Annotated in this window: 12 protein-coding genes and 1 pseudogene; 6 read left to right on the top strand and 7 right to left on the bottom strand. The window is 32.9% G+C overall.

Going from position 1 to position 14207, the window contains the following annotated elements; translation table 11 throughout:
* Window positions 1–99 precede the first annotated feature (99 nt).
* Complete coding sequence (gene lpdA, locus BN863_RS12150) at window positions 100–1500, top strand: dihydrolipoyl dehydrogenase (protein WP_038530970.1); 1401 nt, start codon at window positions 100–102, stop codon at window positions 1498–1500.
* 88 nt (window positions 1501–1588) lie between these two features.
* Here the strand turns inward: lpdA and BN863_RS12145 are convergent, their stop codons facing one another.
* Complete coding sequence (locus BN863_RS12145; protein ID WP_038530968.1) at window positions 1589–2305, bottom strand: LytR/AlgR family response regulator transcription factor; 717 nt, start codon at window positions 2303–2305, stop codon at window positions 1589–1591.
* Window positions 2292–3362, bottom strand: coding sequence for a sensor histidine kinase (locus BN863_RS12140; RefSeq protein ID WP_038530966.1), 1071 nt, complete (start codon window positions 3360–3362; stop codon window positions 2292–2294). The genes BN863_RS12145 and BN863_RS12140 overlap by 14 nt, the downstream gene beginning before the upstream one ends.
* Window positions 3363–3563: 201 nt before the next feature.
* Here BN863_RS12140 and BN863_RS12135 point away from each other — a divergent pair, with 201 nt between their 5' ends.
* Window positions 3564–3953 (top strand): MotA/TolQ/ExbB proton channel family protein, encoded by a 390-nt coding sequence (locus BN863_RS12135; protein WP_038533559.1) that lies wholly within the window; start codon window positions 3564–3566, stop codon window positions 3951–3953.
* A 93-nt stretch (window positions 3954–4046) separates the two neighbouring features.
* Here the strand turns inward: BN863_RS12135 and BN863_RS12130 are convergent, their stop codons facing one another.
* From BN863_RS12130 to BN863_RS12115, 4 genes are all read right to left on the bottom strand, one after another.
* Window positions 4047–4463, bottom strand: a complete 417-nt coding sequence (locus BN863_RS12130) for a hypothetical protein (RefSeq protein ID WP_051774754.1) — start codon at window positions 4461–4463, stop codon at window positions 4047–4049.
* A gap of 294 nt (window positions 4464–4757) precedes the next feature.
* Window positions 4758–5549 carry a S1/P1 nuclease gene (locus BN863_RS12125; protein ID WP_038530964.1) on the bottom strand — a complete coding sequence of 264 codons (792 nt, stop codon included), beginning with the start codon at window positions 5547–5549 and terminating at the stop codon, window positions 4758–4760.
* Window positions 5550–5567: 18 nt separating this feature from the next.
* Entirely contained in the window at window positions 5568–6920 is a 1353-nt protein-coding gene (locus tag BN863_RS12120; protein WP_038530963.1) for a DEAD/DEAH box helicase, read from the bottom strand.
* Window positions 6921–6961: 41 nt separating this feature from the next.
* A complete protein-coding gene (locus tag BN863_RS12115; protein WP_038530961.1) occupies window positions 6962–7852 on the bottom strand; it encodes an aldose 1-epimerase family protein in 891 nt (296 codons plus the stop codon).
* Window positions 7853–7932: 80 nt separating this feature from the next.
* On the opposite strand from BN863_RS12115, the gene BN863_RS12110 reads away from it, so the two are divergent.
* Window positions 7933–9225, top strand: coding sequence for an anthranilate synthase component I family protein (locus BN863_RS12110; protein WP_038530959.1), 1293 nt, complete (start codon window positions 7933–7935; stop codon window positions 9223–9225).
* Here the strand turns inward: BN863_RS12110 and BN863_RS12105 are convergent.
* Window positions 9222–9914, bottom strand: coding sequence for a hypothetical protein (locus tag BN863_RS12105; RefSeq protein ID WP_038530957.1), 693 nt, complete (start codon window positions 9912–9914; stop codon window positions 9222–9224). The two genes, BN863_RS12110 and BN863_RS12105, sit on opposite strands and share 4 nt — an antisense overlap.
* A 124-nt stretch (window positions 9915–10038) precedes the next feature.
* Here BN863_RS12105 and tilS point away from each other — a divergent pair, with 124 nt between their 5' ends.
* The 3 genes and pseudogenes from tilS to BN863_RS12085 all read left to right on the top strand — a co-directional run bounded on the left by tilS (window position 10039) and on the right by BN863_RS12085 (window position 14202).
* Window positions 10039–11373: a tRNA lysidine(34) synthetase TilS gene (gene tilS / locus BN863_RS12100; RefSeq protein WP_038530955.1), complete on the top strand. Its 1335-nt coding sequence runs from the start codon at window positions 10039–10041 to the stop codon at window positions 11371–11373.
* A gap of 756 nt (window positions 11374–12129) precedes the next feature.
* Window positions 12130–13669: pseudogene (locus BN863_RS12090) on the top strand (YifB family Mg chelatase-like AAA ATPase).
* A gap of 89 nt (window positions 13670–13758) precedes the next feature.
* Window positions 13759–14202 (top strand): hypothetical protein, encoded by a 444-nt coding sequence (locus tag BN863_RS12085; RefSeq protein WP_038530950.1) that lies wholly within the window; start codon window positions 13759–13761, stop codon window positions 14200–14202.
* The last annotated feature ends 5 nt before the right edge of the window (window positions 14203–14207 follow it).

The raw sequence follows: 14207 nt of genomic DNA, 5'->3' as shown, positions 1-14207 counted from the left end.
CTCAAAAAAAAGCTTAAAATTTTAATAATGTTAAGCTGCTAAACCTATGTAAATTTGTATTTTTGTGTACCATTTAAAAAAAGAATCAAAATAAACTTTATGAATTCATACGATGTAGCCGTTATCGGTTCAGGACCTGGAGGATATGTAGCAGCAATACGTTGCGCACAACTGGGTATGAAAACTGCAATTATAGAAAAATATTCAACACTTGGTGGAACGTGTTTAAATGTAGGATGTATTCCTAGTAAAGCCTTACTAGATTCTTCTCATCACTACGAAGATGCGATTAAGCATTTTGAAGAGCACGGAATTGAAATCCCTGGTGATGTAAAAGTAAATCTTGAAAAAATGATTGCGCGTAAGCAGTCTGTTGTAGACCAGACAACTGGTGGAATCGACTTCTTGATGAAGAAAAACAACATCGATGTATATCAAGGTTTAGGTGCATTTAAAGATGCCACTCACATTACAATTTCTGGAGAGGAAACTGTAGAGATTGAAGCAAAAAATACAATTATCGCAACAGGAAGTAAGCCTTCTAGCTTACCATTTATTAATATCGATAAAGAACGTATCATTACGTCTACCGAAGCTTTAAAACTTAAAGAAATTCCGAAACACTTAATCGTAATTGGTGGTGGTGTTATTGGTTTAGAATTAGGACAAGTTTACAAGCGTCTTGGTTCTGAGGTTTCTGTAGTAGAATTTATGGATCGTATTATCCCTACTATGGATGCTGGCTTATCTAAAGAACTTAATAAAGTTTTAAAGAAGCAAAAATTCAAAATGAATGTGTCTCACAAAGTAAAATCTGTAGAGCGCGTTGGTGATGAAGTTATTGTAAAAGCTGACAATAAAAAAGGAGAAGAAGTAGAATTTAAAGGAGACTATTGTTTAGTGTCTGTTGGACGTCGTCCGTATACAGATGGTTTAAATGCTGAAGCTGCTGGAGTGAAACTTACAGACCGTGGACAAATTGAAGTGAACGACCATTTACAAACTAGTGCTTCTAATATTTATGCTATTGGTGATGTTGTAAAAGGTGCTATGTTAGCTCATAAAGCCGAAGAAGAAGGTGTATTTGTTGCTGAAACTTTAGCTGGACAAAAACCACATATCGATTATAACTTAATTCCAGGCGTGGTGTACACATGGCCAGAAGTTGCAACTGTTGGTAAAACAGAAGAGCAATTAAAAGAATCTGGAGTAGAATACAAAGTAGGATCGTTCCCAATGCGTGCTTTAGGTAGAAGTAGAGCAAGTATGGATTTAGACGGATTTGTGAAAATTCTTGCAGATAAAACTACCGATGAAATTTTAGGTGTACATATGGTTGGTGCTCGTGCTGCCGATATGATTGCCGAAGCGGTTGTAGCTATGGAATACAGAGCTAGTGCAGAAGATGTTTCTAGAATGTCTCATGCGCATCCAACATTTACAGAAGCGATTAAAGAAGCGGCCCTAGCAGCAACTGGAGATCGTGCTTTACATGTTTAAAACGCTTTTTATATAATATTAAAGCGACCTAATTTAGGTCGCTTTTTTTATGCTTTACAGTGAAGTGTAATTTGTTTAAATTTACATTCTAATACCGTTCTAAAAGCTCTAAAATCTCTTTTTTATAACTTCTGCTAATAGGCAATGCTTGGTTTAAAATGGTAACATGTTCGTTTGTGAACGAGGTAATGTTTTTTACTGAAATAATATACGACCGATGTATTCTTAAAAACTGTTTTGGCGGAAGTTTTACTTCAATAGCGCTAATGGTTTCGCGCGTCACGATAGTGGAATCTTGTAAATGAATTTTTAGATAATCGCTATAGCTTTCTATATAAACAACAGCATCAAAATCTATTTTTATCATTTTCCGGTCGGAACGCACAAACATAAAGTCTGAAACGTCTGCTACTGGTAAATTCCCATGTTGAGATTCCGTATAAACATCAAAATAATTATTTACAGCCTTTAATAGCCTTTCAAAAGAAATGGGCTTTAATAAATAATCTACAGCCTGAAGCTCGAAACCTTCAACAGCATAATCGCGATATGCTGTAGTGAAAATTATTTTAATACTAGGGTTAATGGATTTAGCAAACGAAATTCCGGAGATTTCTGGCATGTTTATATCCAAAAATACCAAGTCAATGGTATGATTGCTTATTTGGTTAAAGGCTTCAATGGCATTGCTACAACTCGCAACAACTGTAATGTTGCTAATTTTAGATAGGTGCGAAGCAATTACTTCTCTGGCTATGACTTCGTCATCTACAATTAGGCACGATATGGTTCTATTGGTTTGCAAAAGCGTCTTTTGTTTTTAATGTTAAACGGACTTTAAATGTGCTATTCGTATTTAAAATAGACAAGGTATAGGCGTCTTTATAAAGCATCTCTAAACGTTTTTTTATGTTTTCTAGTCCAATACCAGATTTGGTTTCAGAAGATGATGCACTTGTATTTTCAATATAAAAATAAATCATGTGGTCTTTAAACGATAAATCAATTTTAATATTTAATATACCGTGTTTTAAAACCCCGTGTTTAAAGCTGTTTTCTATAAAAGGAAGAAAAAGCATGGGAGCAATTTTTGTAGTCTCGGAGATGTTTTCAATATTGAAATTGATATTCAACGTTTTGTTGAACCGAAGTGATTCTAAAGCAATATAATCTTGAATGTGATTAATTTCATCTGTCAATAACACAAAAGGTTTGTCGATTTGGTAGAGTAAATAATCTAATAAATTTGAAAGTTTTAATATCATTTCAGGCGTTTCATCAGCCTTTTTTAACGAAAACCCATACATGGTATTTAGGGTGTTAAATAGAAAGTGCGGATGAATCTGCATTTTTAGATACTGCAATTCTTGTTCTTTTAGCTTCAGTTGGGTTTCAAGAATTTTGTGTTCTAATTTACTGGTGTTTTCAACCTGTTTTAAATTCAACTTTAACAATTTAAAAGCACTCACTACAGTGGTTACTAAATACACACCAATCATAACAAATAATAAATTCTGACTTACAGGTGCCATATTATTGTATTCAAAATGCGATAAATAAATTAAGCCATAAAAGATAGAAAGGATAATCAGGTAAGCCGAAATAATAAAAGTATACAAACTGTAGAGTCCGAAAAGTGCGTACTTTTTCAGCATTAAATAATCTGGAATTAGTTTGTAAATACATACGTAAGTTGTTGCAATTGTAATGGGCATTAAGAACAGCGAGAAGGAGAGTACATAACTCATATCGCTACTTCCGGAGCCAAAAAAATAAGTGTAAAATAACAAGACACCACACCAAAATAAGATGTGTAGACCCAGACGGCCTAACTGTTTTAATATAAAATGTGGTGATAACATAATTCCAATCTTATACAATAATACTATATTTTTGAAACGCTGAGGTGTTTTATAGACGAATTACAGAATTAGCAACCGATTTAACATGTCGGTTAAAAAAAGGCCTAAATTGGTAGTCCGTCGCATTACATTTAATGATGCGTTATTTGGCAGTAGTTTTGGAGTCTACTAACTATAATATATTTTACTATGTATGTTTTAATGATGCAACAACAAGGTTTTTTTACACAATTAGCTAATCGTTTTAGTGAAGGTGGCGTTTTATTTATGTCGCTAATTTTAATCTGTTTACTACTGTCTTTTTTCTTTTTGATAAGTGGATTTTATCTGGCGAATAAAAATGAAGTGAAATCTAGAAAAATGATAAGTCTTGTAAGCGACTCCAGTTTATTAGGATTAGTCATTGGTTTTCTTGGCTCTATTATTGGATTAATAACTGCTTTTGATGCTATTGAAGGTATGAATTCTATATCCTCTGGGATGCTAGCAGGAGGTTTAAAAGTGTCCTTTTTAACAACACTTTTCGGAACTTTAGTCTTTGTAATTTCTAGAATTGGAATCTTAATTTATAAGTGGATGTATAAGTTTTAGGTTTATTAATGCAAATACACCAAACAGGCTCAATCGTACGATTGAGCCTGTTTGGTGTTTAATATATAAAAATGTAGTGTGTGATTACTCTAATTATAGTCTGCGAGAAGACATTTCTTTTTCTCTTAAAATAGAGTGTTTACGTTGTTTTACAAGGTTGTTAGCCCAAATTTTAGCTTCAGAAATAATTTCGAAAGTTTCAAAAATTTTCTTCACAAACATACGTTCTATTCTGGTATTACTCAAAGCCATTGGTATATCTGTTACAATAGCAAAACCAATTAAGTTTTTAATTTTAGAGGCCTCTAAATAGACAGCAGGATCTACAGAATATGAATATTTTCGGTACGAAATATATACAAAAGGCTGGCCTTTGTAATAATTAGTAGCAATATCCTTTAATATATTATTTGTATCTATAGTAATACTTGCACCCTCATTTACTTGAGCGAGAACATAATTGTCGAACAATTTTAAAGTACCAAAAGGATATGTGAGCAACCGTTTCATATAGATTAATAAAGGAATTAAGACTCTTAAATATGCTAAAGCCTTGATGCAAAGGTATTCCTATTCACTTTAAAATTATAATGTAAAAGGTTAAAATTGTTAATTATTACTTTTATTTCGTTAAACGGTAAATTTTTTATTAAGAATAGATTATTGAAATTCAGTCAACGGTAAAAAGAGTATTTTGTCTTTTAAGACATGTCTAAATTTTGTGATTTAGTTAGATTTTGAGTATAAAAAAAGCCGATGTATATGTTACATCGACTTTAAAGGTTTTAGTTAAGACTGCGTGTTTTAAAAAATATCATTAAGTAGTTTCGCTAAACGAATCCCACCTTTTTGAATTTGAGAACGTGCAATATTAAGATTGTTGTAGGCGTATTTATAACCTAAATTGTCGTCTTTATTTACATCTTTATAAACGGCATTTGCTAATACATGTGTATCGTTTACCCAATCTATAATAGTTCCTGCTTCTATAACTTTAATTTGTTCTTTAGATAAAGCATCTGCATTATTGGCTAATTCGGTGTAGCTCATATCGTAACCATTAATCATGTCGCTATCCCAAACACGGTGTAAATTGGTGCTTTTACCCATCCATTTTACTTTAATGTCGTTTCCTCCTTTATCTTCTGCTAATCCAACATGCATAGGTTGATGAATATCTCCTATAATATGAATAAGTAATTTTAGGTAAAATGCTTTATCCTCATCGGTTGCATTCTTGTCTTTTAAAACAGAAACACAGTATTCTGCACCTGTTACGGCATCGCCTTTAGGATTCTTTTTCGAATCTTCATAAGATTGATTCGCATCCATATTTACATAATGCCAAGTCCCAAATTTTTTATAGCGGTCGTCAGATTTTATTTCATCTCCATAGGTAGAAACAAATGCTAAAGACTGTCTATTAAGTAATTTCTCAATAGCGCGTTTTGTACTTCTTTTTAAATAGTTGTCGGCAATTTTACCAACTACACGATGTCCTGTTGGTCCCCATTCTGGAGCAGGTTTTTCTGTTGCTTGCGAAAATTGGAATATAAATAGACCTATACAAAGTGTAAGAATGTATTTAAGTTTCATAGGGAATTGTAATGAGAATTATTTGTTTTTGTTTCTTTTATTGTAATTTTTGTCGCCTCGAGTTTTAGGCTTTTTGTATTTTTTAGCAATTTCTCTACGGTAAGATCCTCCTAAATTTTCTTTAGCATTTTTCTCTTTCTTTTCGTGAAATGCAGGTCCAGGAGCATCTTCATCTCTACGTTTTGTAGGGTTGTTACGCTCCTTAATTTTAACACGTTCTTCTTCTAATAATTCTGTAGAAATTTCAACATCTTCAGGAATTTCCAATACCGGAATCTCCATTTGCATTAATGCCTCAATCCGCTCTAAAGCATCTTGTTCTTTTACTGTAGAAAATAAAATGGTATGTCCTTCGCGTTCTGCACGTCCTGTTCTACCAATTCTATGAATATAGTTTTCTGGATAGTCAGGCGTATCAAAATTAATAACATGAGAAATGTTATCGATATCTAAACCACGAGCCATAACATCTGTAGCAACCAATATGCGGTTATCACCATTTCTAAATTGCTCGATACTTCGTAAACGGTAATTTTGTGTTTTGTTAGAGTGAATAACACAGCTTTCTTCACTAAAGGTTTCGTCTAAAGCTTCAAAAAGTCGGTCTGCCATTCTTTTAAATCCGACAAAAATAAGCACCTTGTTATAGGTTTCTTTATCTTGAAGAATTTCATTTAATAAATTAACTTTAGTGTAAAAATTAGGAACATTGTAACGTTCTTGAGCAATGTTATCTAATGGTGTTCCAGAAACGGCAATAGAAACACGCTCTGGAGTAATAAAGAAATCGTTTATTAAATCATCGACATCTTGCGTCATGGTTGCCGAAAACATAATGTTTTGGCGACGTTCTGGAAGAATATCGAAAATATTAATTAGCTGATGTCTAAACCCTAAATCTAGCATAACATCAACTTCATCAATTACTAATTTTTGTATCGATTTTAATTGTAGTACACGGCTAACGGCTAAATCGTATAGACGTCCAGGTGTGGCAACTAAAATATCTACACCTTGAGCAACTTGCTGCTTTTGGGTGTTAATATTAGTTCCACCATATACTCCAAGTACACGCGTATTAATGTATTTTGTAAGTTTTTCAATTTCGTCTACCACCTGAACCACAAGTTCTCGAGTAGGTACAAGAACTAAAATTCTTGGATTTTCTTGCTTAGAAAATTTAAGGTTTCTAATTATAGGTAACATGTAGGCAAAAGTTTTACCTGTACCAGTTTGTGCAATACCTACCATATCTTTCCCCGAACTCACTACGCCAAATGCTTGAGCTTGAATAGGAGTTGGAGTTGTAAAGCCTAGGTCGTCTAGAGCGTTGTAAAGCGGGGTGTTTAAATTTAAATCTTGAAAAGTCACTTATTGTAATTTAGTCTGCAAAGTTAGTGCTATTATTCCTTTTAAACTAGATGCTTTTGGTCTATTTCTATGGTGTAAGCTGCTTTAAATGTTTGTTTTGAAGCTAAAGATTGTATGCCTTCTTTAGTTTTAAAATCCTGATTATGAGTTTCGTTGTCGGCTACACCCAACCAAGGTTCTATACAAACATAATTAGCATGGGGTTTTGCCCAAATACCTAAATAAGGAAAATCTGGATAGTCTACAGTTAGTATTGTACCGTTTTTTTTGCTTTTTAAGGCGACCTTTCTAGATTTTAAATCTTTGAAAATTAAAGCGTCTTTATTAAATAAATCGTAGTGTAAATTAATTTTATTATCATCTGAAATCACAGGAAACGATGAATCTGTAACCAATCCGATGTCCATATTTAAGACATAAGATTCGGCTGTTTCTTTCTGCTCGAATTCTAAATAATAATCGGTGTAAGCTTCAGTATCATATAGAGGACATTTAAATGCTGGGTGACCACCAACAGAAAAATACAACGTGTTATCATCTAAATTTTCAACAGTATGAGTTACTATAATTTTGTTTTCAATCAATTCAAATTCAAGTGTGAATTTAAATTTAAACGGATAGTGTTTTAAAGTGTCTTCAGAATATAACAGAGAAAAACTCAGTTTCGTGTCTGTTTGCTCCTCAAGTGTAATGGCTGTATTATTTCTAATAATTCCATGTTTAGCCATATTATAAGATGCCCCGTTAAAAATCATAGTGTCATCTTTTAATGCCCCAATTATAGGAAATAGGTTAGGTGCAAAATTAGCCCAAACATCAGGGTTTGCATCCCACATAAATTGATTTGGATTCTTAATGGCGCTAATTTCAGAAAGTTCGGCACCAGTTTTATTTACTTCAATTTTTAATAATTCGTTTTGTAACGTATACATGGAAAAAAGATTTAAACAAAAATACAAATCTGATTCTATTTTAAAGAAACTAACTAACTTTACACTGAAATTTTTACAATTTGCGCCATATAACATCTAAACATATTCCGGATATTACCGAGTTTAAGCATAAGCTTTTACAATGGAGTCAGCAGTTTGAAGAAGTCGTTTGGATGGACTCTAACCAACATGATACTTCGTATTCTAGTTATGATGCTATCTTGGCTGTAGATGCGTTTACGAGTATACAAACCGATTATTTTGAAGCGTTTACCTCGCTGAAAGAGTATCAGGAAATTACTAAAGATTGGATTTTTGGTTACCTAACCTACGATGTGAAAAACGGACTAGAACATTTACAATCTAATAATTTTGATGGTTTAGGGTTTTCGGATATTTTCTTTTTTCAACCAAAAAGACTCTTTTTAATTAAAGGAAATCAAGTTGAGATTCAGTACTTAAATATGGTGGATGATGAGGTTGACTCTGATTTAGAAGCTATTTGTAGTTTACAAAAAGAAGCGCTAGACTCCGAATCTAATCCGGTGAAAATAAAAGTCCGTATGCATAAGGATGCGTATTTTAAAAAGATAAATACCATGTTGGAGCATATTCATCGTGGTGATATTTACGAAGCTAATTTTTGTCAAGAATTTTATGCCGAAGATGTTAGTATTCATCCGTTGGAAACGTACAAAAAATTAAACGCAGTATCTAAACCGCCATTTGCCACGTTTTTAAAACAACAGGACAAATACCTTATGTGTGCTTCTCCAGAGCGCTATATTAAAAAGGTAGGACAAACTGTAATTTCGCAACCTATTAAAGGTACGGCAAAACGAGCTGTTAACACGGTTGAAGATGAGAAGTTAAAAATAGATTTAACGCATAATGAAAAAGAGCGAAGTGAAAATATTATGATTGTGGACTTGGTACGGAACGACTTATCGAAAACCGCAATTAAAGGCTCTGTAAAGGTTGAAGAATTATGTAAAGTGTATTCATTTCCCCAAGTGCATCAAATGATATCGACCATTTCATCTAAAATTTCTGAAACTGTAAAACCTATCGATATTTTAAAAACAACATTCCCAATGGGAAGCATGACGGGAGCTCCAAAACTTTCGGCAATGCGTATTATTGAAACTCTAGAAGATACAAAACGAGGTTTGTATTCTGGAACAGTAGGTTATTTTACTCCAGATGGCGATTTCGATTTTAATGTCATCATCCGGAGTATTTTATATAATCAAACTAAAAAGTATGTATCGTATTCTGTAGGTGGTGCCATTACATCTAAAAGTAATCCGGCAAGCGAATACGAAGAATGTTTAGTAAAGGCAAAAGCAATGCGCGACGTTTTAGAATATTAAACTAAGTGCTTTCTAAAGCGTTTTTTTACGTTTACTAAAATATTTTCAATTCTAGATATTTCAATTTTTTTAATTCTAGAAATGTCCTCATAAGGTAAATTGGCAACCACATATAAATCGACCACATTAGAAATTCTAAAAGGCAACCAGCCATAAAATTTACTTACAATACTTCTGTTAGTCGAGGGTTGAAGATTTCCTAAATCGAGTGCATTTATAATTTTCTGATTGTTCTCGTCGTATAAAAACACTTCTTTTTCTTTCTTATTTTGCTTGTACGAAATGTCGTCTAATTCGTCCATCATTACAAAATCCATGTCGCCATCAATAGAATATGGTTCGTCCAAACGGCTTAATTCTTCTTGTAAAAACGTATTGGTACTTATGGTATTTTGATGATGACCTTCTTTTAAAAATAACTCTTCCAAATAGATGTCTATAATTCTAAACAGTTTAATTTTTATATCCTGTGCAGGCATATCGGCATCGTAACCTTTTTCGTAAAGTCTAATAATACAATCGTCTATAACACCATTGGGATGATATAAATTCTTAGGTAAAATACCGACAGACTCTGCAATATGCAAACGGTGTTTTACGTAAGGGTGTAGGCTAGAAGTTATAGATAATACCTTTTTGTTAAAGTTGTCTTGGGTCGTGTCTGCGTTAATTTGTTCCTGTGTTTTCATACTACAAAGTTTAATATCGGTTCTTCTAAAGTTACTAAAATTAGCCGAAATTAAATGTTAAGAGATACTAATAAATGCCTCAAAATTTTAAAACCTAGGTTTTTTAAAAGTGTATCTTTGTGTTATGCTGAATTCTTTTAAACAACATATAGAACGCCAACTTCCGTTTCTGCAAAACAAGAAATTAATATTAACCATATCGGGAGGGATTGATAGTGTCGTATTAGCACATTTATGTCATAAATTAGGATTAAATTTTGCCCTTGCACATTGTAATTTCAATTTAAGAGGTGATGAAAGTGATGCCGATGAAGCTTTTTTAGTGAAATTGGCAGACGATTTAGATGTAGAGATTTTTATTGAAAGTTTCGACACCAATCAATATGCCGCAGATACTAAACTTTCCATACAAATGGCGGCTAGAGAATTGAGATACCGTTGGTTTGAAGAATTGGTAGACCTACTTCATTTCGATTATGTCTTAACGGCGCATCATGCCGATGATAATCTAGAAACCTTTTTAATTAATTTATCTCGTGGTACCGGAATAGAAGGTTTAACCGGAATTCCTGAAATTAACGATTATATAGTGCGTCCGCTATTACCGTTTTCTAGAACAGAAATTATAGCCTATGCAGAAGCTAACGGTATAAATTGGCGAGAAGATAGTAGTAATAATTCAACTAAATATTTACGAAATAAACTGCGTCACGATGTTATTCCGGTGTTAAAAGAGATTAATCCGCAATGGCTTCAGAATTTTAAAATGACACAAAATCATTTACATGATTCTAAAATTTTGATAGACGATTTTATGACACAAGTCTACAAAGATGTGGTTGCTTTTGAAGCGGATGTTATTAAGTTTGATATCTCTAAATTATTAAAATATCCGAATCCGAAACCTTATTTATATCAGCTTTTAAAGTCTTATAAATTTACCGCTTGGGACGATATTTACAATTTATTAGAAGCACAATCAGGTAAACAAGTGTTTTCTGAAACACACCGTTTACTTAAAGATCGGGAGTATTTAATTTTAAGTTTAAAGGATGCTCAAGACAATAATGTAGAATTACATTATGAAATTACAGAAGATTTAAATCCTATTAAAACCGCTTTTGGAACCTTTAGCTTTTCAATAATTTCAGAAATTCAAGATACTTTAAAGGATACTATATATGTTGATTTCGATAAACTTGAATTCCCGCTAACTATTAGAAAATGGGAGCAAGGCGATTTCTTTTTCCCGTTAGGGATGCAAGGCAAAAAGAAACTGAGCAAATATTTTAAAGATGAAAAATTATCGCTTGTAGAAAAAGAGCACGTTTGGGTAGTGTGTTCTGGTAATGATATTGTTTGGGTGATTAATAGACGGGGAGATAATAGGTTTAAAGTGACCACAACTACTAAACAGATTTTAAAAATATCTTATAAACAAGTAAGAATATTAATATAATAATCTTATTCGCTCGCTAATATTGTTCCCCTACATTCAAATTATTAATTTATCTAACAGTCAATTATATCTCCATTAGGATGTTTAGTATCAAATTTGTGTGGTTTAGCTATCATCTATAGATTTTTAAGTATTTATATAAATACCCGACCTGAACCACAACAAATATATTTAAAATTATTAAAATTTTTACACTATTGATAATTATTACCAGTATTTGATAAATTTTATCAAATAATTTTATTCACAATACAGTATGTTTAATTGTTTGACTTATAGTTGTTTTTATGGGCTGGTTAAACAATGTTTGTTTTTTTGTCAATAACGTTGTGCTATCATAAGTTGATTTATTTAATATTCATCATACTTTTGTTATATGGTTGAATTACAAGACATAAACACTATTATTTCATTTTTGGTTAGTTATAAAGAAATCGTCTTTGTAATTAGTGGTTGTTTACTTGGAATTATTAAATTCTTGATGTCACTTTTTAAGAAATTCAGTAAAAAGCAATCATCAGTTATTAATCATATTACTATCAACAATTATAATATTCAATCTATGAATGAATGTCAATTTAAGGTTGAAAAGAATAAATAGTAAGACGCATTACTATTTGTCTGTTTTCTCCTAGGACAGGAATTAAATCTTTATCGTTATTTATTTCTTAGCTCAGTTTGTTTTTAAATTTAAAAGGTTATAATTCAGCATTTTAATTTGGTATTTTTTGTTAACTTTATGTAAATCAACTTAATATGCTTAAAAAAGTTTTCGGAAGTGCTGTATTTGGAGTCGATGCTACAACAATAACTGTAGAAGTTAATGTAGATTCTGGTATTGGTTACCATTTGGTTGGTCTTCCAGATAATGCAATAAAAGAAAGCAACTACAGAATTGCTGCAGCTTTACAAAACAATGGTTATAAAATTCCAGGAAAGAAAATCATTATTAATATGTCGCCTGCCGATTTACGCAAGGAAGGTTCTGCATACGATTTAACATTAGCATTAGGAATTTTAGCCGCTACAAAACAAATTCCTGCAGAAGGTTTAGACCATTATATTATTATGGGTGAATTGTCCTTAGACGGAACTTTACAACCTATAAAAGGCGCTTTGCCAATTGCATTAAAAGCTAGAGAAGAAGGGTTTAAAGGATTTATTTTACCTGCCCAAAATGCAAAAGAAGCAGCTATAGTTAACGATTTAGAGGTATTTGGGGTAGAATCTATTAAAGAAGTTATCGATTTTTTTAAGGAAGGAAAACCTTTAGAGCAAACCATAATAAATACTAGAGAAGAATTTTATAAAAGTTTAGATTTTCCTGAATTCGATTTTGCAGACGTAAAAGGGCAGGAGAGTATAAAGCGTTGTATGGAAATTGCAGCTGCCGGCGGTCACAATATTATTTTAATAGGTCCGCCAGGTTCTGGAAAAACCATGTTAGCAAAACGCTTACCGTCCATTTTACCACCAATGACCTTGCAAGAAGCCTTAGAAACAACTAAAATTCATTCGGTTGTAGGTCGGGTAAAAGCCCACTTGGGGCTAATGTCTCAACGACCGTTTAGAAGTCCGCATCATACCATATCTAATGTTGCCCTTGTAGGAGGCGGAAGTTATCCGCAACCTGGAGAAATTTCGTTATCACATAATGGTGTTCTGTTTTTAGATGAATTACCCGAATTTAAACGCGATGTTTTAGAAGTGATGCGTCAGCCATTAGAAGACCGTGAGGTTACCATTTCTAGAGCTAAATTTACAGTTACGTATCCGAGTAGTTTTATGTTGGTGGCGAGCATGAACCCAAGTCCGAGTGGATATTTTAATGACCCGAATGCACCTGCAACATCTTCTGCTGCAGAAATGCAACGGTACTTAGGCAAAATTTCTGGTCCGTTATTAGACCGTATCGATATTCATATTGAAGTTTACACCTGTACCCTTCGAAAAACTCTCTGAAGATAGAAAAGGAGAATCATCTGTAGTTATACGCGAACGCGTTACCAAAGCACGAGCGCATCAAACAGAACGCTTTCAGTCTATAGAAAATGTGCATTATAATGCACAGATGAATACAAAACACATTCGTAAGTATTGTAAGTTAGACGATGCTTCTAAAGCGTTACTAAAAACAGCTATGGAACGTTTAAATTTATCGGCTCGGGCTTACGACAGAATATTAAAAGTAGCACGAACCATCGCAGATTTAGAAAGTTCTGAAGCTGTAAAAGGTGCTCACATAAGCGAAGCTATTCAATATAGAAGTTTAGATCGAGATGGCTGGTTGGGGTGATATGTTTTTTTAGAATGGTATTAATCAAATTATATTTAGTAGTTTTAAGAATTAATTTATAATCATTTAAACCTTTAATACTAATATATATGAGTAAAGAACCAAATGATTTATCAGTACCCAGAGGTCTGATAACACCCGAGCAAGCTAAAGCTTTAGATCAAGCCTATAATCCGAGGCACGAGTTAATTAGTAAAACCATCTTGAAAAAACCAGATAATCGATCAACTTGGTTTGCTTTAGATGAACTTGAAAATTATATAGCTTATGCTAAAAAACAAGCCAGTGAATTAGGATATACTTTAGATGGTGTACGAATTTATGAAGGTGCTTATCCCGATGATAAAGAAGGCGCAGGATATACAACCATGTTTTTAATTCCAACAGGAACCCCAAATGATTTAAAATCTACAGTAGTTAAGACTAAATCTTTACGTGATGGAGGTGATTCTGATGGGCTAGATGTACCAGGTGGTGCTGGACTAAACATGGGACAAGGCGGAAGTCCACCTCCAGCAAATTATCCTCAATAGATTAC

The sequence above is a fragment of the Formosa agariphila KMM 3901 genome (assembly GCF_000723205.1).
Taxonomy (GTDB): Bacteria; Bacteroidota; Bacteroidia; order Flavobacteriales; family Flavobacteriaceae; genus Formosa; species Formosa agariphila.
The sequence above is the reverse complement of the archived record's forward strand: the minus strand, read 5'-3'. Positions and strand labels throughout refer to the sequence as shown.

What these genes read in the sequence shown, in the direction of transcription:
- lpdA (WP_038530970.1), top strand. Translation starts at nt 100, where the DNA reads ATGAATTCATACGATGTAGCCGTTATCGGTTCAGGACCTGGAGGATAT.
- BN863_RS12140 (WP_038530966.1), bottom strand. Translation starts at nt 3,362, where the DNA reads ATGTTATCACCACATTTTATATTAAAACAGTTAGGCCGTCTGGGTCTA.
- BN863_RS12135 (WP_038533559.1), top strand. Translation starts at nt 3,564, where the DNA reads ATGATGCAACAACAAGGTTTTTTTACACAATTAGCTAATCGTTTTAGT.
- BN863_RS12130 (WP_051774754.1), bottom strand. Translation starts at nt 4,463, where the DNA reads ATGAAACGGTTGCTCACATATCCTTTTGGTACTTTAAAATTGTTCGAC.
- BN863_RS12125 (WP_038530964.1), bottom strand. Translation starts at nt 5,549, where the DNA reads ATGAAACTTAAATACATTCTTACACTTTGTATAGGTCTATTTATATTC.
- BN863_RS12115 (WP_038530961.1), bottom strand. Translation starts at nt 7,852, where the DNA reads ATGTATACGTTACAAAACGAATTATTAAAAATTGAAGTAAATAAAACT.
- BN863_RS12105 (WP_038530957.1), bottom strand. Translation starts at nt 9,914, where the DNA reads ATGAAAACACAGGAACAAATTAACGCAGACACGACCCAAGACAACTTT.
- tilS (WP_038530955.1), top strand. Translation starts at nt 10,039, where the DNA reads ATGCTGAATTCTTTTAAACAACATATAGAACGCCAACTTCCGTTTCTG.
- BN863_RS12085 (WP_038530950.1), top strand. Translation starts at nt 13,759, where the DNA reads ATGAGTAAAGAACCAAATGATTTATCAGTACCCAGAGGTCTGATAACA.